The 18723-nt window shown below is 56.6% G+C and carries 12 protein-coding genes; 8 read left to right on the plus strand and 4 right to left on the minus strand.

Features of this window, described 5'->3' with window-relative positions:
• The first annotated feature begins 8 nt into the window (after positions 1-8).
• Genes gspD through gspF form a run of 3 tightly spaced genes read left to right on the plus strand, consistent with a single transcriptional unit; the run spans position 9 to position 4953 of the window.
• Positions 9-2321, plus strand: coding sequence for a type II secretion system secretin GspD (gene gspD, locus ACLPGZ_RS17840; RefSeq protein ID WP_254002182.1), 2313 nt, complete (start codon positions 9-11; stop codon positions 2319-2321).
• On the plus strand, positions 2318-3736 hold the full coding sequence (gene gspE / locus ACLPGZ_RS17845; protein ID WP_115634007.1) for a type II secretion system ATPase GspE: 1419 nt from the start codon (positions 2318-2320) through the stop codon (positions 3734-3736). The genes gspD and gspE overlap by 4 nt, the downstream gene beginning before the upstream one ends.
• Before the next feature lie 14 nt (positions 3737-3750).
• Entirely contained in the window at positions 3751-4953 is a 1203-nt protein-coding gene (gspF, locus tag ACLPGZ_RS17850) for a type II secretion system inner membrane protein GspF (protein ID WP_429641776.1), read from the plus strand.
• A 99-nt stretch (positions 4954-5052) separates the two neighbouring features.
• On the opposite strand, the gene ACLPGZ_RS17855 is transcribed toward gspF, so the two are convergent.
• Positions 5053-5616, minus strand: a complete 564-nt coding sequence (locus tag ACLPGZ_RS17855) for a recombinase family protein (RefSeq protein ID WP_035271953.1) — start codon at positions 5614-5616, stop codon at positions 5053-5055.
• Between the two features lie 572 nt (positions 5617-6188).
• Between ACLPGZ_RS17855 and ACLPGZ_RS17860 the strand changes: the two genes are divergently transcribed.
• The 5 genes from ACLPGZ_RS17860 to ACLPGZ_RS17880 all read left to right on the plus strand — a co-directional run bounded on the left by ACLPGZ_RS17860 (position 6189) and on the right by ACLPGZ_RS17880 (position 13887).
• Entirely contained in the window at positions 6189-7478 is a 1290-nt protein-coding gene (locus tag ACLPGZ_RS17860) for an EAL domain-containing protein (RefSeq protein ID WP_429641778.1), read from the plus strand.
• Positions 7475-11926: a YadA-like family protein gene (locus tag ACLPGZ_RS17865; protein ID WP_429641780.1), complete on the plus strand. Its 4452-nt coding sequence runs from the start codon at positions 7475-7477 to the stop codon at positions 11924-11926. Before ACLPGZ_RS17860 ends, ACLPGZ_RS17865 begins: the two co-directional genes overlap by 4 nt.
• 74 nt (positions 11927-12000) lie before the next feature.
• A complete protein-coding gene (locus tag ACLPGZ_RS17870) occupies positions 12001-12774 on the plus strand; it encodes an OmpA family protein (protein ID WP_429641782.1) in 774 nt (257 codons plus the stop codon).
• Between the two features lie 63 nt (positions 12775-12837).
• The gene (locus ACLPGZ_RS17875) at positions 12838-13386 is read left to right on the plus strand and encodes a SecDF P1 head subdomain-containing protein (protein WP_035272160.1); all 549 of its coding nucleotides are present in this window, start codon (positions 12838-12840) and stop codon (positions 13384-13386) included.
• Between the two features lie 24 nt (positions 13387-13410).
• Positions 13411-13887 carry a hypothetical protein gene (locus ACLPGZ_RS17880; RefSeq protein WP_429641784.1) on the plus strand — a complete coding sequence of 159 codons (477 nt, stop codon included), beginning with the start codon at positions 13411-13413 and terminating at the stop codon, positions 13885-13887.
• A 160-nt stretch (positions 13888-14047) separates the two neighbouring features.
• Here the strand turns inward: ACLPGZ_RS17880 and ACLPGZ_RS17885 are convergent, their stop codons facing one another.
• From ACLPGZ_RS17885 to ACLPGZ_RS17895, 3 genes are read right to left on the minus strand one after another with little or no spacing between them, the layout of a single operon-like run.
• The gene (locus ACLPGZ_RS17885; protein WP_239054568.1) at positions 14048-16225 is read right to left on the minus strand and encodes a phosphocholine-specific phospholipase C; all 2178 of its coding nucleotides are present in this window, start codon (positions 16223-16225) and stop codon (positions 14048-14050) included.
• Positions 16226-16246: 21 nt separating this feature from the next.
• Entirely contained in the window at positions 16247-16441 is a 195-nt protein-coding gene (locus ACLPGZ_RS17890) for a hypothetical protein (protein ID WP_035271967.1), read from the minus strand.
• A gap of 20 nt (positions 16442-16461) precedes the next feature.
• Complete coding sequence (locus tag ACLPGZ_RS17895; protein ID WP_429641786.1) at positions 16462-18540, minus strand: LamG-like jellyroll fold domain-containing protein; 2079 nt, start codon at positions 18538-18540, stop codon at positions 16462-16464.
• Between the last annotated feature and the right edge of the window lie 183 nt (positions 18541-18723).

The following is an 18723-nucleotide window of genomic DNA, read 5'->3' on the forward strand; positions in this document are numbered from 1 at the left end:
TTTTGACTATGAGTACCTTGACTAAACGACTTCCTGGGCTGCGGCCTCGCTTCCTTTTAGGCCTGGGTGCAGCCGTGCTGTTGAGCGCCTGTGCGAGCAATGGTCAGAAACCTGAGCCCGGCCCCGATCCTTCTTCGTTTTTTGCCTCGGTAGGCAAGACGCCTGTTCGTAGCACTCAGGCTGACCCGCGCTTTGCCAATAGCAATACCTCGCCTCCGGCCGTGACACGTCGGGTTCCACAACGTGTCGGGGGCAGTGCCGCCCCGATCGACTTGCCCGACCCGGCCGAGTTCCCGCAAGGCAACGACATCACGCTGAATTTTGTGGATGCCGAGCTGGATGGGGTTGTGGCTGCCTTGGCCCGTTTTACCGGCCAGAACTTCATCGTGGACCCTCGCGTAAAAGGACAACTGACTTTGGTGTCCGAAGTACCGGTCGATGCCCGTACCGCCTACGAGATGCTGTTGTCTGCCCTGCGCATGCAAGGGTTTGCCGTGTTGCGTAATGGCAAGGTCAGCCGCGTGGTGCCCGAAGCCGAAGCGCGTCAACAAGGTGGTGCCGTGCGTGCCGCCGGTGCGGGGGCCAGCGGCAGTGGCGAGCTGGAAACCCGTGTGTTCACCCTGCGTTATGAAAACGCCACGGCCTTGGTGCCTGTGTTGCGTCCCATGATTTCGCCCAACAACCCTATCAATGCCTACCCCTCCAATAACACCTTGGTCGTGACGGACTATGGCGACAATCTGGACCGTATTGCCCAGGTGATCGCCGGGATTGATACCCCCGCAGGCTTGAATACCGACATCATCCCGATTGATTACGGAGTAGCTCTGGACGTGGCGGCACTGGCTTCGCAAATGCTGGACACGCCCGGCAACGATGTGGCGCAGCGCATTACCGTAGTGGCTGATCCGCGCAGTAATTCCGTGCTGGTGCGGGCAGGCAGTCCGGCCCGTCTGGATCTGGCGCGCGATCTGATACGCCGTATCGACAGCCCGGAAAGCAATAAGGGCAATTTGCATGTGGTCTATTTGCGTAATGCCCAGGCCGTGCAGCTGGCCGAAGTGTTGCGAGCGGCCTTGACCGGGCAATCGGGTTCGGGGAATGCGTCCACAGGGAATCAGCAGCAAAACAACAATAGTCTGGCTCCTGACACCAATACCAACACCACGGGCGGTGCCAAGGCCATGACGACCTCGGCGACAACGGGCCAGCAGCCCCAAGGGGAGTTGGGTTTGAGCGCTGCGAACAATGCCAGCGGCACTGTGGCCTTCAGCGCGGGTGGTGCGACCGTGCAAGCCGACCCATCCACCAATACTTTGATTATTTCCGCTCCCGATCCGGTCTACCGCAGCTTGCGTGAAGTGATTGATCAGCTGGATCAACGTCGTGCTCAGGTGCTGGTGGAAAGCCTGATCGTGGAAGTGAACGCGGAGGATGCTGCCGAGTTCGGTATTCAGTGGATGACGGGCGGCGGCAATATCGCGGACGGTGGTTCGGGCTTTGTGGGCGGTGCCAATCTGGGCGGCAGCGGCATCACCAAGGCCGGGGCAACCACACTGGATTCGCTGGCCGCCGGTTTAAGTTTGGGTGTGGTGAAAGGCACGGTGAATGTGCTGGGCCAGCAGGTGGTCAATCTGGGTGTTCTGGCGCGTGCGCTGGAACGCCAAGGGGGCACCAATATTCTATCCACGCCAAACCTGATGACACTGGATAACGAAGAGGCCAGCATCATGGTGGGCCGCACCGTCCCCTTTGTGACAGGGCAATACACCACCACGGGTGATGGGGCCAGCAATCCCTTCCAGACCATTCAGCGTGAGGACGTGGGCTTGACCCTGAAGGTGCGCCCGCAGATTTCCGAAGGCGGCACCGTCAAGATGGCGCTGTACCAGGAGGTCAGCAGCATTGATACCGCCATGTCGGTCTCGGCCAACTCGCCTGTTACGCGCAAACGTGCGCTAAGTACCAATGTGCTGGTGGACGATGGCCAGATCATTGTGCTGGGTGGTTTGCTGGAAGATTCGATCGAGGACGGCACACAGTCCGTGCCTTTGTTGGGCGACATTCCGCTGGTGGGCAACCTCTTCAAATACGAGAAACGCAAGCGTACCAAAACTAATTTGATGGTGTTCCTGCGCCCTCATATTGTGCGTAATGCCCAAGATAGCCAAAGCCTGTCTTTGGACCGCTACAACTACATGCGTGCCGTGCAGACAGGCTTGCCGGATCGCTCCACCTGGTTCCACCCGGATGCGGGACACATGGTCTTGCCGCAGGCCGCAGGCTCGTCCGGAACCGTGGACTTGCGAGAGACCTTATGACCCGCCTGCCGTACTCCTGGGCACGTCAGCACCGTGCGGTGCTGACGCAGCAGCAAGGTGTGGGTACGCTGGTCATTAGCGAACGCACACCGGATTGGGCCTTGGTGGAATTGCGGCGACGCTACCCCGAGCTGGACGAGCGCCAAGTGCCTGATGCGGAACTGGATACCTTGATTGATGCCAGTTACGCACAGGGCGACGATGCCGCCAGCGTGGTGGATGCGGCTGCCAATGAGGTGGACCTGGATCGCCTGATGCAGGAACTGCCCGCTGTCACCGACTTGCTGGAAAACCAGGACGATGCGCCGGTCATCCGCATGATCAACGCCTTGTTCACCCAGGCGGTGCGGGATGGTGCCAGTGATATACACCTGGAGCCTTATGAAACCCATTCGGTCGTGCGTTACCGGGTGGATGGCCGTTTGCGCGATATCGTCAGCCCGCGTCGAGCCTTGCATGGTGCTTTAGTGTCCCGCATCAAGATTATGGCCAGCCTGGATATTGCCGAAAAACGCTTGCCCCAAGATGGCCGTATTGCCCTGAAAGTGGGGGGCAGGGCCTTGGACCTGCGTGTCTCGATTCTGCCTACCGGACATGGCGAACGTGCCGTGATGCGTTTGCTGGACAAGTCAGCCGGGCAACTGGAGCTGGAGCGTCTGGGCATGGCCCCGGACATCCTGGCTCAGCTCGATGAGCTGATTCATCAACCACACGGCATTGTGCTGGTTACCGGGCCTACCGGCAGCGGTAAAACCACCACCTTGTATGCCGCTCTGGGCCGTGTCGATACAGCCCGCAGCAATGTGCTGACGGTGGAAGATCCGATTGAATATGACTTGCCCGGCGTAGGCCAGACGCAGGTCAATCCCCGTATTGAGTTGAGCTTTGCACGTGCCTTGCGTGCCATATTGCGACAGGACCCGGACATCATCATGATCGGGGAAATTCGGGATCTGGAAACCGCACAGATTGCGGTGCAGGCTTCTTTGACAGGTCACCTGGTGCTGGCCACCTTGCACACCAACGATGCCGTGTCCGCCGCGACTCGCTTGGTCGATATGGGTGTGGAGCCTTTTTTGCTGGCGTCTACCTTGCGTGGCGTGCTGGCCCAGCGGCTGATACGCAAGCTGTGCCGACATTGTCGTCAGCCTGCCGAGCACGGGCAGTACCGGGCCAGTCCTGATGGTTGCGAGCAATGCGCTCACACGGGTTATCAAGGCCGTACCGGGATTCACGAGCTGTATCGCATCGACGAACGTGCCCAGCACTTGTTGAATGCTGCCGGGGCCGAACCTGCCTTGCGTCAGGCCGCGCGTGAGTCGGGCATGCGCAGCTTGCGCGAGGACGCCCAGCGTTGGGTAGAGCAGGGCATCAGTACCCCTGAAGAAGTATTGCGCGTCACGCGCGAGTTATAGAGGGGTGAAACAGCATGGGTACCTATCACTATGAGGCGGTGGATCAGGCCGGACGCAGCGAGCGGGGTGTGCTGGAGGCCGAGAGTGAACGGCTGGCGCGTCAGCAATTACTGTCCCGAGGTCTGCTGACGGTTTCCTTGAAGGCTGGCCGTAGCCGAGCCGCTGCCCGTGCTCGCAGTGCGGGTCTGCGTCGTACCGAGTTATCCTGGCTGACTCGTCAGTTAGCCAGTCTGGTGGCGGCGGGTTTGTCTCTGGAGGCCAGCCTGGGCGTGGTGATTGAGCAGGCGACGCGTCGGCCTCTGGTGCAATTGCTGGCAGCCCTGCGTGCGGATATTCGGGCAGGGCAAAGCTTGAGTGATGCCTTGGCCAATCACCCGCGTGACTTCCCGGAAATCTATCGGGCATTGGTACGAGCAGGGGAGCAGTCGGGCGAGCTGGAGCAAGTGCTGGATCGTTTAGCCAGCTTTATCGAGGATAGCGGCGCCCTTCGTGGCAAGGTGCTGACGGCCTTTATTTACCCTGCCATTGTCAGTCTGATTTCGGTGGCGATGGTGGTGTTCTTGCTGAGCTACGTCGTCCCGCAAGTGGTAGGGGCCTTCACCCAAGCCAAACAGCAACTGCCCATGCTGACTCGGGTCATGATCAGCGCCAGTGATCTGCTGCGTGAATGGGGCCTGGTGTTATTTGTTGTGTTCTTACTGGCGGCTGGCCTGGTGGCTTTTTTGCTGCGACAGCCGACCTTGAAGCTGGCCTTTCATCGGCGTCTGTTAAGCGTACCCGTTCTGGGGGGCTACTTGCTGGGTGTCGATACCGCTCGCTTCGCCGCCACGCTGGCCATTCTGGCTGGCAGCAATGTGGTCTTGCTAACGGCATTGGAAGCGGCCGGGCGTACTGTGTCCAATCTGGCCTTGCGCGATGCCGTGAATCAGGCCGCTATTCATGTGCGCGAGGGTCTGCCTTTGGCGACCGCCTTGCAGCGCAGTGCCTTGTTCCCGCCGCTATTAGTCCAACTGATTGCCAGCGGTGAAAAAACCGGGGAACTGGCACCCATGCTGGATCGGGCCGCGACGACCTTATCAACCGAGCTGGAGCGCAAAGCCCTGACCATGACCGCCTTGCTGGAACCTTTGATGATTTTGCTGATGGGTGGTTTGGTGCTGTTGATTGTTCTGGCCGTGATGCTGCCAATTATCGAGATGAATCAGCTGGTGCAGTAAAAGGCGGTAGGGTGCTTGCCCTGTTCCCCTACAGATCATTGCCGCCACCTAGTTGTCTGGCGGCAATGCTGACTAATAAAGTCACTTGCGTTGAGCCCGCTATGTCGAGGCCATGGCCTTGATGCGGCGTATCGTCCTGGGATGCACGTCATATTTTTTGGCAACGATGTCCAGCGGAACTTGATTGGTCAACGCAATAAGGGCTTCTTTATGTTGGGCGGGTGATAAGGCAGGACGTCTGCCTAGTGGCCTGCCATTGGCACGCGCTGCTGCCATTCCTGCGCGAGTGCGTTCGCTAATCAGCGAGCGCTCAAACTCAGCCAGGGCGGCCATCATATGAAACAGCAATCTACCACCCGATGTTGTCGTGTCTATATTTTCCGTCAAGGAAATGAAATGGATATTCTCTTTGCCTAAACGATCGATCGTGTCGACCAAATAGCGTAGTGATCGGCCCAGCCTATCCAGACGCCAGACAATAAGCGTGTCACCCGATTTCAGTTTTCGCTGCAGATGATTCAATCCTGGACGTGTTGCTTTAGCCCCGGATATCCCTCTATCCGTATAGATATGATCACAATTCACCTTTTTTAAAGCCGCGATCTGTAGGTCCAGGTTTTGATCCTGTGTTGAAACGCGTGCATATCCATATTTCTTACTCATAGTACCCATCTTCCTAGCGCAAAGCGCAGCCTCTCTCCCCCCCCTCCGACCGCATCCCAGTGCAATCGATGTTAGTAAACCCAAGATGGTCTAGTGGAATGTTGGCCACGCGATGTCAAGTTTTACTAACCGCATGCAAACCTGCTGCCACGTAAACGGCGATTGAGGTAGCTCGTACTGCAATAAAAACTATTACGTAATTTTTTATTAACGCTGTGTTTCAGATGCAGATACTGATTAAGTGTTAGCGGCGGCCACATGTGTGTCAACACGAAGCAGGTCTGGCCGATGCACTTTCTGAAGAACGTTGTAGCCAGCCATAGGCAAGCGTCAACAATGGTTAAGAAAAGGCGTAAATAGGCTTGCGATTTTGACAAGAAGCCTCCTTTTAGTCCCAACCGAATAGCGCATCGAAATGATCCTTTTCAGCGTAATTTCCACATACAAACGTGTCTATTTGTTATGGAATGGATGTTGACATAAAGGAGGCTTTTTGACCGCTGCCCGGTTGAAAGTCAGGCGCTGATCCAAGCTCAGTGTCCAAAGTGCCAACTGACAATGCGGGGCGCGTAATGGGCGTCCAGTCGGTAGAGTCATTGTCCTGCTGGTTGCAGCAAGTTACTCCTTCAAGCAGCTATTTGCTTTTAGGCTTGCGAAGACTGGCAACGCTTGCCCAGGCCTATGATGCACGCCTGTTCCAGCAAGCCTTCTTGTCCGCTATTTCGGCGCGTCTGCGTCCCTACGGCATAACACGCAGCGACATCCTGGTGCTTGATCAAGTGGTGTTGATTGGCTTGACGAATTGTCGTCTGCCCACCCAGCTTGACAAGGACCTGTTTCTGGAACGAGTCAAAGCGGCGCTGTGCTATGAGCCCATTCGCTGCGGCTCGGACCGCATCCTGGTCAATGTTGTTCCGGCCTGGGTTGAAGCATCGGGCGACCGCCCGGTTTGCCTGTCTCATTTGCAGTCTCTGGCCAGCACCATTGCCTTCTCCGAGCTTCAGCCTCCCGTTTGCGAGCAGACTCGGCGCGACATGGCTTTGGCGACTCGTTTCTTTGCAGATATGCGGGACGAGAAGGTTGCCCTGTCATTTCAGCCTGTGGTCTTTGTGCAGGATCGTGAGCAGGTTCTGTACTACGAAGTACTGTTGCGCTGGGATGACGCGCAGAACAGTACTGAGCCCGTTTCTTGTGCGCTGGTTGTTCAGGCCATAGAGCGCTTGCATGTGACCGAACGCCTGGATGCCAGCGTTCTTTGGTCGGTGGTACAGGTGCTGGAGCGTTATCCGGATGTTCACCTTGCCTGCAATATTTCCCCCTTGTCTTTGCAACAGGGGCCGTGGTGGCGGCTGCTGATTGCGGTGCTGCGCGGTGCGCCACAGCTGGCCAGCCGTTTGACCCTGGAAATTACCGAAACGGCTTCTGTCTTTGATCAGAAAGCCGCCATTAGCCTGCTGCGCACCTTGCGCGGCCTGGGCTGCAACGTTGCCATTGATGATATTGGGACCGGATTTAACACCTTGGATCTGGCTCGGCAGATCCGTCCCCAGGTCATAAAAATTGATAAGTCCCTGGTGCATCAGGCACGGGACAGGGATGGCCTTGCCACCCTTCATTCTTGGGTTCATGCCGCGAGTGGCATCAGCCAATACGTCATCGCCGAAGGAATTGAGACTGCCCTGGATTTCCAGTTGAGCGTCGATGCCGGCGCGCACGCCGTCCAAGGCTACTTCATAGAACCTCCCTGCGTCCTGCCCCCTTGGGAGGGGGCGGAGCCTTTGTGCGTTCGAGACAGTTTCAACCCTACTCACACCCACGTAGCACTCAACACGTATTCTTTAAAGGATCAGGAACAGAGATGAATCACGTCTACAAAACCATCTGGAATGAGCAAACGGGAACATTTGTTGCCGTTTCTGAACACAAAAGGGCCAGGGGTAAGCGTTCTGGCTCGGTCAAGGCGGCGGTTGCGGGCGCAGTCTTGGCGACTGGTGCGTTGGCCATGGGCAGCGCTTTGGCGGCCACTGGCATTAGCGGTGGTACGGGCGCTGGGACTGCTATTTCGGAGTGTAAGGGCGGCACCCAAGCTCAAGCAGGCAAGAAGAATTCAATTGCGATTGGCTGCAACTCTTTAGCTGATGATAAAGATGATAGCAACACACACTTTTTTGACAGAGAGAATCCACACAATAAGAATCTAGATACATCAGGAACATATCAGTCTGTTGCTATAGGAACGGGCGCTAAAGCTAAACAAGGTTCTGTTGCTTTAGGGCATGGCGCTCAAGCAGCGGATGGTGAGAGCGCTCTTGCAGTCGCTATTGGGTCGCAAGCAAAGGCACAAAATGTTGCTTCGTTGGCAATCGGCCCCGCAGCATTGGCTACTGGTAATACAGCGTTAGCGATGGGGCGTCAGACTGCTGCTACAGCAGATTTTGCGCAAGCAATTGGGAATGTTGCTGCAGCAACTGGTCTTGGGTCTCTTGCTGTAGGACACTCTGCAACAGCTACGGGTAAGCGTTCTATCGCTATTGGTGCTGCAGACATTGATAATGCAGGTAGTACGGGAGCCCAAAATGGCACTGTCTACATGGAGGGTGAGCAGACTCTGGCGACAGGGCAAGATGCCATAGCTTTTGGGGCAGCCGCGAATGCCAAGAATAATTATTCGCTTGCAATTGGTGCTCATTCTGAAGCCAGCGGTTTGAATTCGACGGCAATGGGCTATCAGGCAAAAGCAACGGGTGAGAATACTTTTGCTTCGGGGGCAGGTTCTATTGCCTCTGGTAAGGATGCATTTGCTTTAGGTGCGCATTCCGAAGGTCTGGGTGACCGTTCGTTTGCTATGGGGCCAAACGCTAAAGCTATTGGTGAAAATGCATTGGCTTTAGGGAGTTTGTCGGAAGCTCATGAAAAGAACTCGATTGCAGTTGGTGTTGGTGCTAAAGCTAATTTTGCCGATAGTGTCGCACTTGGTTCAAAATCTTCGGTGGATCATAAAAACAGTATTGCAATCGGTACAGAGTCTACTACCAATGACTATACAACTCACGAGGCCTTTTTGTATGAGTCCGGGGCTGCTGGTGCAATCGCCACAGGCGCCGTTTCTATTGGTAATGGTGCGGGCAGCGTTGTTGCAGGCGCAGGAAATGAAAGGCGTTTGCAAAATGTAGCGGCTGGTGGTGCAGACACTGATGCCGTAAATGTATCTCAGCTGAAGATGCATAAAGCAATTACCGATAAAACTGGTGGTGATCTTGCTGAAAACCTGGGCGGGGGTTCAACCTATGATCCGAAAACAGGGGAGGTTAGCAATCCCACCTACAATATTGGTGATACGAATTACAACAATGTTGGTGATGCCCTTTTGGCCGCTCGCACTGTTGTTAAAGCAGGTAAAAATATCGGTGTAGAGGAGTCAAAAGGCACCGAAGGTCAGACAATTTTTACGGTAAAGACCCAAGAAGATCTAGACCTGACTAGCGTGACTACTGGTCATGCCGTGATGAATAATGACGGTTTTAATGTGGTTGACGGCAGCAACAGCAGCACTGTGGGTGCAGGCAATATTAGCGTGAAGGATGATGCCGGTACGACAGTGATTGCGGGCAATCAGATGACGGTTGGTGGCACGAACTCTGTCGTAGTTAATGGCGATACCGGTACGATTGGCGGATTAACCAACAAGACCTTTGATCCGAATAGCTTTACTAGTGGTCAAGCCGCAACGGAAGATCAACTGGCTAAAGTAAGTGGTGACCTGACAGCTAAGGGTTTAAATTTCAGTGCTAATGATGGAGGCCCCTTGACCTCCAAGCTGGGTTCTACCGTGACGGTTGCGGGTGCCCAGAGCAATACCGACTGGACGAAGTTTGATGCTGGTCAGAACATCATGACTCAGATTGAGCAGGATGCTGATGGCAACAGTGCGATTCGTGTGGCCTTGTCCAAGGACATCACGGGTCTGGAAACCATTATCCTGGGTGAGAACGGGACACCGGGTAAAGACGGTGAGAACGGTCAGCCTGGCGTGGGTCTTAATGGTAAGGACGGCTCCATCGGTATAACCGGTAAAGACGGTACAGGTGCCGATCTGACGGTGGCGATGGGTGCCCCGGGCCTGGCCGGTAATGATGGGGCTGATGGCAAGAGCAAGACCCGTCTCGTGTACGAGAAGTCCGATGGCAGCATCGAAGAAGTGGCGACCTTGAATGACGGTTTGCGCTTCGTGGGTGATGACGGCAAGGTGGTTGAGCGCAAGCTGAACGAGACCTTGGGCCTGGTTGGCGGTGCTGATGTGGCAGCTCTGACCGAGAACAACATCGGTGTGGTTCAGAAAGACGATGGTAGCTTGGGCATTCAGTTGGCCGAAAACGTCAAAGGTCTGAACACAGTTCAAGTTGGTGGCGACACAGGTCCGGTGCTTGGTGGTGATGCGGCGGGTAACCTCACGTTAAACCCAACTGGTAATGCCGTACAAATCACGAATGTGGCGAGTGGTTTAGGTGGTCAAAACTTAGCTGATATCACAGGTGATGACTTACTGAACGTAACAAACGTAGGTGACTTACAAGCGGCAACTGGTGGCCTAACGGATAAAGGCTTAGTATTTGTTGCCAATGATGGCGGTCCATTTACTTCTAAGCTGGGCTCTACCGTGACGGTTGCTGGGGCTCAGACTAATACCGATTGGACGAAGTTTGACGCTGGTCAGAACATCATGACTCAGATTGAGCAGGATGCGTCTGGCAACAGCGTGATTCGTGTGGCCTTGTCCAAAGACATTGATCTGGGCGCAGACGGTAGTCTGAAGGCTGGAAACACGGTCGTTAACAATGACGGTCTGACGGTGGATGATGATGCTGGCAACAAGACCACCACGACGGCTGCAGGCACCACGGTGACGAATGCCGCCGGTGACAAGACCACAGTTGGCGCAGGTTCGATCACAGTGGTAGATGCGGACGGTTACAACACGGCTATCAGCAGCACGCAGGTAGTTGTGGGCGGAGCGAACCCGGTCACGATCAATGGTGCGAATGGCACGATTGGGGGCTTGGCTAACAAGACTTTTGATCCAAACAAATTTACCAGTGGCCAGGCGGCCACCGAAGATCAGCTTAAGCAAGTCAGTGATGTCGCCAGCGCAGGCTGGAATGTGACTGATGCGGATGGCAATAGCGCCAATATTGGCCCGAACGGATTCGTGACGTTTGTGGGTGATGAGAACATCACGGTTGCGCAAACGGGTGACGGCAATGACGGCAAGGTTGAAGTCAAGCTGAACAAGGACATTGATCTGGGAGCAGATGGCAGCCTGAAGACCGGCGATACCGTCATCAACAACGCAGGGGTTGCGGTAGGAAACGACGTACACCTGGGTAACACCGGCCTGACCATCAATAATGGCCCGAGCATCACCCTGGCTGGCATCAACGCAGGTGATATGCGCATCACCAATGTTGCCGCCGGTCGCAATCCGACGGATGCCGTCAATTATGGTCAGCTCCAGCCTATCGAGTCCTTCATTGGTCTGGATGGAAACGGCTCGTTTGCCTACAACGGCGGCCAGCACACATCCCTGAAAGATGTTCTGGACAGCATGCACTGGAATGTTGAAGCACCGACGGATGGCAAGGAAGGTGGCAATAACGGTGGTTCCAATGGCAATGGCTCTGGCTCCACAGGTGGTGGCAATAATGGCTCCGGTGACGGCACGCCTATCCACAATGGCAACACCGTGGGCTTTGTTGAAGGCGACAACATCGTGATCTCCAAGACGGACCGGGTCAATGATGCAGGCCAGACCGTTGGCGCTGATATCAAGGTGTCGGTGTCCCAGGATCTGAAGGTCAATTCCATTACGGCAGTGAATGTTCAGGCCGATGAAATTCAGATCAATAACGGTGGTCCGATCATCAACGAGAACGGCATCAATATGTCCGGCAAGCACATCACCAATGTGGCCGCGGGCGTCAATGATACCGATGCGGTCAACGTAAGCCAGTTGAATCAGGTGGCGGGCAATCTGCAAGGCCAGATCAACAATATTCGCCACGATATCAATCGTCTGGATAACCGCTTAAGTGCAGGTGTGGCGGCCGCGATGGCAACAGCGTCTCTGCCTCAGGCTTACTTGCCGGGCAAGCACATGATGTCCATGGCCGGCGGTACCTGGCGTGGAGAGTCCGGTATGGCTATTGGCTTCTCCGGAATCACCGATAACGGTAAGTGGGTTTACAAGCTCTCGGGCAATACCACTTCGCGCGGTGATTACGGTGGTGCCGTGGGCATTGGTTATCAATGGTAAGTCGGCCCTGACTCTATGGTGCATCGGCGCATTGGCGCCGATGCACAGCACACACTTTTGAAGGAATTCAGATCATGAAGAAAAATTGGTTTGGGGCTGCTTTGCTGGGCAGTCTGGTGCTTGCTGGTTGCGGAACCTTGAGTCAGGTGGACTCGGAGGGCCACACGGAAAACCCGGTGTTTCCAGAAGTGGACAAAGCAACTTTTCACACGGGCTCTTACCCGAATATCGACAATCTGCGTCAGGTCCGGGAAGGCGTGACACGCGATCAGTTGTATGACTTGCTGGGTCGTCCGCACTTTGCTGAAGGCTTCAAGGTTCGCGAGTGGGATTATCTGTTTCACTTCAACACGGCACAGGGCATCAAGACTTGTCAGTTCAAGGTGCTGTTTGATCAGGACAAGTTGGGTCGCAGCTTTTACTGGAAGCCCAGTGAGTGTGCTTCTGTTCTGGATGCGGCACCGAAAACTGCAACCATTCAGCCGTTTTCGCTTTCCGGGGACGTGGCCTTTGCGTTTGGCAGCGCGACCTTGACCAGCGCAGGCCTGAGCACGATTCGTGATATTGCCGGCCAGCTCAAGCAAATGTCCAACATCGAACGGGTGACGGTTTCCGGCCATACGGATCGGATTGGAAGTGCGGCATCGAATCAGCGTTTGTCGCAACAACGTGCCCAGACGGTACGACAGGCCTTGTCCGCCCAGGGCATTCCAGCAGCCGCAATTGTGACGCAAGGCTTTGGTCAGGACCGCCCCCTTGTGCAGTGTGATCAGCCCAATCGCAGTGATTTGATTGCCTGCCTGGCACCGAATCGTCGGGTCGATATCGAAGTTCAAGGCCAACGTTAAGTTGGATGCGGCAACCAGGCACACACCCGTCTTGGCCGGGTGTGTGCCTTGATCGAGAAAACAATGAATATTCTGCACAAATTAGCGGTGTTGATTCTGGCTGGTGGCCTGGCTGCTTGTCAGCAAACAATGCCTCGTCATATTTCCGAACCTGTAGATCCAGCACCGCCTGTCATGCAAGGCGCGGGTGGTTCGACCAATGCCAGCACGGCGGCACCGACGGCCTCACGTGCCCAAGCTCAAACTGTTATTACCCTGCATTTGGCGCAAGAGAAAGCAGAAGCGCCCTTGGTGGCCGTGGATGTGGGGGGGACCTCGCTGTATGCGCTGCCCCAGCCTGTTTTGACGCAATCCGATCTGCACCGCGTCACGCCAGTAACCACTCAGGATCAAGGTACGTTTTTGCTACTGGAGATGAACCAGAACGGCATTAGCAAACTGCGCAGTGTCACGGCTCAGGCAAGAGGGCATTATCTGCTCTTGAGTGTGCAGGGGCAGTTGGTCAGTGTGGCTCGTATCAGTGAAACGATTTCCGACGGACGTTTGCTGATCGGAACCCAGAACGCCCAGCATACACAGGCCATTATCAAATTGATGCAGGGTGGTCGGTGATAACAGGACTGCGTATCGCGCCCTATGTATGATTTTGATGTGGTTTTTCTCCTGATTGCACAGCCTGCATCATCGCGTGTGGGCGATATGCTGGCCCTGCATGATTATTTGGCCGGCTCCGGGGTGTGCACGACGGTAGCAACCAGTCCTACAGACCTTGCCACTTTCGGAAAGCGCTTGCGCATTCTGATTATTGACGGGGAGGGCGAGAGCGCGTTTGATGTGTACGCCGTTATTTCCGCGATGCGGCAGCTGGATAATGTCGGAATTTTGTTTCTGGCCGATGAGTCCCCCTTGTCCAGTGAGCGTGCTATGTATGCAGGGGCTGATGTTTGCCTGCCTGCTCATACTGCTTACTCTGCTGTTTTGCGCGCGGTTGTGGAGCTGGGCAGCGCCCGGATACCGGTCCAGGTCAAAGAGGAAAGAGTGGCGACGAAAAGAAAGCGGCAACGTAGAAGGCATTATATTGGCTTGAATCTACGGTCGCGCTTTTCCCGCTAAGCTTGCTGGATCAGCGGGCTTTCAGATCCCGTTTGACATCACTCACAATCAATAAAAAAAGCCCCGATGCCAAGCAAAGGCATCGGGGCAAAACGTGTGCGTGGTGCGCACGCACACATAGTCAGACGATAGAGAACTATAGATGCACAGCGTTTAAGTCTTAGAGGTAAGCCGGAATGCCCAGAGCCGGATCGCTGACACCGTGCTCGCCAAACTCCACGCGGCCAGCGAAACGACGGTAGTAGCTTGGGTCGCTGTTGCTGCGCACCACAAAGTCGTACCAGTGACCGCTGGATTTCAGAACCCAGGATTGCTTGGCTTGCTTGCCTGGTTCCACGGTGACTTCCCATGGGCCGTCTTCGCGGTATGCCATGGACTGGATGGTGAAGGTGCAGGCAGACTGGCCGCCGTTCATCATTTCCAGATAGATGTCGCCCTTGGTCACTTCGTAGCAAACGCGAATTTCTGGACGGGCGGCTTCGGGCTGGCTCAATACGCTGACATCACCACGGAAGTGGCGGTGGAAACCATTCGGGCCCAGTACCCACAGGTCGTAGTGCCCCAGATTATTTGCCTGTACGTCCCACACATCGTCCAGAATCTGGTCGGGAGCGACCATGTAGCGGCGCGGGATACGGTCCAGGTTCAGCTTGTCGTAGACGTGGAAAACAGCGGCGGCCTTACCTGTGTTGGAGAACAGCAGTTGCACGCCTTTTTCACTGTCGCAACGGGCGCTGACGTGCAGTTCGTAAGGCAGGGCACGCGATGGACGCACACCGGTTTGCTGTACGGGAATACGCTGGTTGTCCACGGGCTGAGGCACTTGGGACAAGCGCTCTTGTGCGCTGCGGATGGAGTCGGCTTCCTGACGGCTGCGACGGCCGTTCAAGGTAGGCAGCGGCTCGTCGTTCGGGCTGGCAAAGTTGAAGGCCGAAGTCAGGTCGCCACACACGGCACGGCGGTAGGGGCTGATATTGGGCTCCATCACACCGAAGCGTTCTTCCATGAAGCGGATGACGGATGTGTGGTCAAACACTTGCGAGTTCACCCAACCGCCACGGCTCCAGGGGGAGATCACGTACATGGGCACGCGCACGCCGGGGCCAAAGACCTTGCCGTCACGGGGGGGCTGGCCCAACAGACCTTTGGGGCTGGGGTAGTTGTAGTATTCGAACGCGATTTCTTCTTCGCTCAAGGACGTTTTGCCTGCGGGCTTGCCGGTGACCGGATCAATGGATGGCGCGGAGGGCGAAGGCACGTGGTCAAAGAAGCCGTCGTTCTCGTCAAAGTTGACCAGCAGTACGGTCTTGCTCCAGACCTCGGGGTTGGCTGTCAGAGCATCCAGCAGTTCCTGGGTGTACCAGGCACCTTGCACCGGGCTTGATGGGCCTGGGTGTTCGGAGTAATTGGCGGGAGCCACCACCCAGGAGATCTGGGGCAGATTGCCTTCTTCTACATCTTTACGCAGCTGGCCAAAGAAACCGCCATCGGGCATGGTGTTAGCGATGCCTTTGTACAGCGGATTACCGATATTGTCCGAGGGTTCGTAGGGTGGGTGAGTCAGCGGGTGACCGGACTTCTCGTTGGCACGACGGTATTGCTTGAAACCTGCCAAGGAGTTGTCGGTGAAGTTGTCAGGCAGGTTCTGGTACACCTTCCAACTGATGCCGGCTTCTTCCAGACGCTCGGGGTAAGTTTTCCACTCGTAACCCAGTAGCGAGGGGCCCAGGCTGTCCCAGGCGTTGTTCACCGTACATTCGCCGCTGCCCGAGGGCCCATTGGTACCGGTCCACAAGAACATGCGGTTCGAGTTCGTGCCCGTGTGCATGGAACAGTGGTAGGCATCGCACAGGGTGAAAGCATTGGCCATGGCGAACTGGAAGGGCACTTCGGCTTCGCGATAAAAGCCCATGGAGTGGCGGTTCTTGTGCTTGGGCCAGAAAGCCATGCGGCCGTGGTCCCAGGCCGCCTGGCCGTCCGACCAGGAGTGCGGGGTGCCGTTGACGCGCTGGGCATTCCCTTTGGTGCTGTCCAGGTGATAAGGCATCACGGTTTCGGTCGAGCTGACATTTTGCTGCCAGACGTTGCGGCCATTGGGCAGTGGAATGGTGAAGCGGTCACCAAAACCACGTACGCCTTTCAGGGTGCCGAAGTAGTGATCAAAGGAGCGGTTCTCTTGCATCAGAACCACAATGTGCTCTACGTCCTTGATGGTGCCCGTCTTGTTATTGGCCGGGATGGCGAGCGCCTTGCGGATGCTGGGAGGAAAGGCGGCCAGAGAGCCGGCTGCCAGGCTGGCACCCGTCATGTTACGTAGGAATGTGCGGCGTGAAGTCATTGTGCTTAATCTCTTAATCAATCAAGGGGCGCATTTGAGTTGCGGCGCAGGTTCTGGAGTGGGCTTGCCCGGTTCGGTCGGTCCTTCCGGCGAGCCGGTGTCATCCGAGCCGCTACCGCCGCCGCTGCCGCAGGCAGCCAGCAGCCCGCAGAACATCAGCAAGACAGATGCGCGTTTGAGGCGCTCGAAGGTAAGTGAGGTGTTCTTGGGAGTCATGAAAAGTCCTTGCGTGGCGATCAGGGTTGGAGGCTGGACAAAGGTTGGCGAGATTCATAGATGCTGGTCAGCTCGTCCGTGCTCAGGGCACGATCCCAGATGGCCAGCTCGCCAAAGTCCATGTTGATGTCGCTGCGTCCCCAGCGTTTGTAGTACTGGCCGGTAACGTCTTCGTTCAAGCCCAGCTCACCCGTGCCAGTGCCGCCCAGGGCCTGGATCGTGCGGGCTTCCAGGGCTACGGAGCTGAATTGCGCCCCTTTCTTGGGGTCGAATACGTGGCCCATCATCCGGCCATCTGTCTTGTCGATCACGACGGCAACATAAGCCCACTCGTTGGGTGTGACGTTGTAGCCTTGGCTTTCATTACGGCCACCGCCGTAGCCGGTGTTAAAGCGGATATCGCAGCCACCGGAGTTGAACAGGCCCAGTGCAAAACCGGCGGTGTTGCCCGAGTCGTAGTTCTTGTTGGCCATGATGGAAGCGCCGTAACCCTGGCAGTTGTCGGGGGTGCGGAACCAGAAGCCGATGGTCATTTTGGGCACGCTGCTCAGGGAGAACAGGTCGCGGCTCATGGCCAGGCGGTAGCCTCGGTTGCCATTGGCATCAACATTGCTGCCCAGGATGCGCAGGCCGCCTTTGGCGATGCTGGGGTCCAGGAAGTCGGCGGCAATCAGTTGGCCGGCGGGCACGGATGGGGTGGAGGTTTGCAGGCTGCTGCCACCTTTGCTGTCGGTAAAGGGCTGGGCGCTGAAGGTGTAGTAGCTTTGCAGGCCATTTTTCAGGGTGTCAGCCAGTTTGGGTGGGGGCTTGTAACCTACTTCTGCTTTCAGGGCGGAAGCTGCCTTGCCTGTCTGGATCGAGTAATAGAGCGAGTAGATCTGCTCGGTGTCCGAGGTGGGCATTGGGTCGGAGTACTGGGTTGTGCCGGCAGGCAGGGTAGCGATCAGCTTGCCGTCGCGCATGACCTGGATTTCCTGTGAGGCGTCACCATCCAGTACCCATTTCAGGTCCACCATGTTCTTGTCGGCGGGTTTGCTGAAGGACACGTTGCGCACACGAGTTTCAGCTTGCAGTGGTGAGCCACGGAAGCGGTACTGTTCGCTTTGGATGCCCAGGTGGGACAGCACGGTGGGGGCAATGTCGATGACAGCCGCCAGGGTGTTCATGTCTGTGGTGCTGGTGATGGGGCTGTCAGCCGCTGGCAGGGAGGCCAGTGTCTTGTTGGTGGCGATGAAGCTGGTCTTGTTGCGGTTGAATTGCGAGCCGGTGGTGCCGCCAAATTCGTCCAGTCCATAGCTGGTGGTCAGGATGACCAGCCAGTCTTCCGACGCGTCTGCCTGCTTGCGTTTTTCGATCAGGGCAAACAGTTTGTCCACGGAGGCCAGCGAGGCTTGCACGGCTTGCTGGTAGGCCTGGCCACCCAGGCCACCCTGGGATGCGGCACGGGCGGGAGCCTGGATTTGGGCCAGGATCAGGGATTTGCCTTGCTGCAGGTATTTTTCGGTTTGCTCGCTGACACAGCTGTCGGAATCGGTGCAGTTGGCCGCTTCGACGATGCGTCCGGCCTGCAGGTCTTCACCCAGCAGCTTGCGGTAGTCGGCGGCGCTCAGGGCCATGGCGGCCTGGGGCTGCTTGTCAGCCAGGGCTAGCAGGGTGGGGGCGCTCAGTGTGGGAGCGGCAGTGCCTACGCCACGCAGGCCGTGCTGGTCTGCCCAAACGCCGGTGATCAGGGAGGCCCAGCCAGGGACGGGCAGGGTGCGTTGTTCGCTGCTGGTGCCGACATAGCCGCCGGTTTGTGCGGGGGCGATGGTCAGTGATTTCAGGGCGGGGTGCTGGCCGGCCTGACGGGCTTGCAACAAGGCTTCGTAGCTCAAACCGTCGATGGTGACGATCAGTGCTTTTTTGCCACCCAGGGCCTGGGGTTTGTCGCCGGGTTCAACGGTAGGGGGTTCCGGGTCCACGCCAGGACTGGTGGAGCCATCATTGCCGCCGGAGCCACCACTACAAGCACTTAGCAGCAGGGCCATGGACAGAGTAAGCCCGGCTTGCTGCATGCGCTGCAATGCCGGGGACTTGGGAAGACGGGGAGAGAAGGTCATACAGCCACTCGTGTAGAAAAGTGAAAAGAGAGGCCAGACTGGGCGTGGGGGTGGGCTGCTCAGTTGGCATCGGATCAGGACTGCGGGCAGTGTAGGAAGGGCGTATGACTGCCCTGTGAACGGATCAGCAAATCCGCCGATGATTGGATTGTGTTTTATGTGAAGGGTCGGGTGGGGGTGGGA

The organism is Alcaligenes sp. Me129 (assembly GCF_050487245.1).
In the GTDB taxonomy this organism is placed as follows: domain Bacteria; phylum Pseudomonadota; class Gammaproteobacteria; order Burkholderiales; family Burkholderiaceae_B; genus Alcaligenes; species Alcaligenes phenolicus.

What these genes read in the sequence shown, in the direction of transcription:
- gspD (WP_254002182.1), top strand. Translation starts at nt 9, where the DNA reads ATGAGTACCTTGACTAAACGACTTCCTGGGCTGCGGCCTCGCTTCCTT.
- gspE (WP_115634007.1), top strand. Translation starts at nt 2,318, where the DNA reads ATGACCCGCCTGCCGTACTCCTGGGCACGTCAGCACCGTGCGGTGCTG.
- gspF (WP_429641776.1), top strand. Translation starts at nt 3,751, where the DNA reads ATGGGTACCTATCACTATGAGGCGGTGGATCAGGCCGGACGCAGCGAG.
- ACLPGZ_RS17855 (WP_035271953.1), bottom strand. Translation starts at nt 5,616, where the DNA reads ATGAGTAAGAAATATGGATATGCACGCGTTTCAACACAGGATCAAAAC.
- ACLPGZ_RS17860 (WP_429641778.1), top strand. Translation starts at nt 6,189, where the DNA reads ATGGGCGTCCAGTCGGTAGAGTCATTGTCCTGCTGGTTGCAGCAAGTT.
- ACLPGZ_RS17865 (WP_429641780.1), top strand. Translation starts at nt 7,475, where the DNA reads ATGAATCACGTCTACAAAACCATCTGGAATGAGCAAACGGGAACATTT.
- ACLPGZ_RS17870 (WP_429641782.1), top strand. Translation starts at nt 12,001, where the DNA reads ATGAAGAAAAATTGGTTTGGGGCTGCTTTGCTGGGCAGTCTGGTGCTT.
- ACLPGZ_RS17875 (WP_035272160.1), top strand. Translation starts at nt 12,838, where the DNA reads ATGAATATTCTGCACAAATTAGCGGTGTTGATTCTGGCTGGTGGCCTG.
- ACLPGZ_RS17880 (WP_429641784.1), top strand. Translation starts at nt 13,411, where the DNA reads ATGTATGATTTTGATGTGGTTTTTCTCCTGATTGCACAGCCTGCATCA.
- ACLPGZ_RS17885 (WP_239054568.1), bottom strand. Translation starts at nt 16,225, where the DNA reads ATGACTTCACGCCGCACATTCCTACGTAACATGACGGGTGCCAGCCTG.
- ACLPGZ_RS17890 (WP_035271967.1), bottom strand. Translation starts at nt 16,441, where the DNA reads ATGACTCCCAAGAACACCTCACTTACCTTCGAGCGCCTCAAACGCGCA.
- ACLPGZ_RS17895 (WP_429641786.1), bottom strand. Translation starts at nt 18,540, where the DNA reads ATGACCTTCTCTCCCCGTCTTCCCAAGTCCCCGGCATTGCAGCGCATG.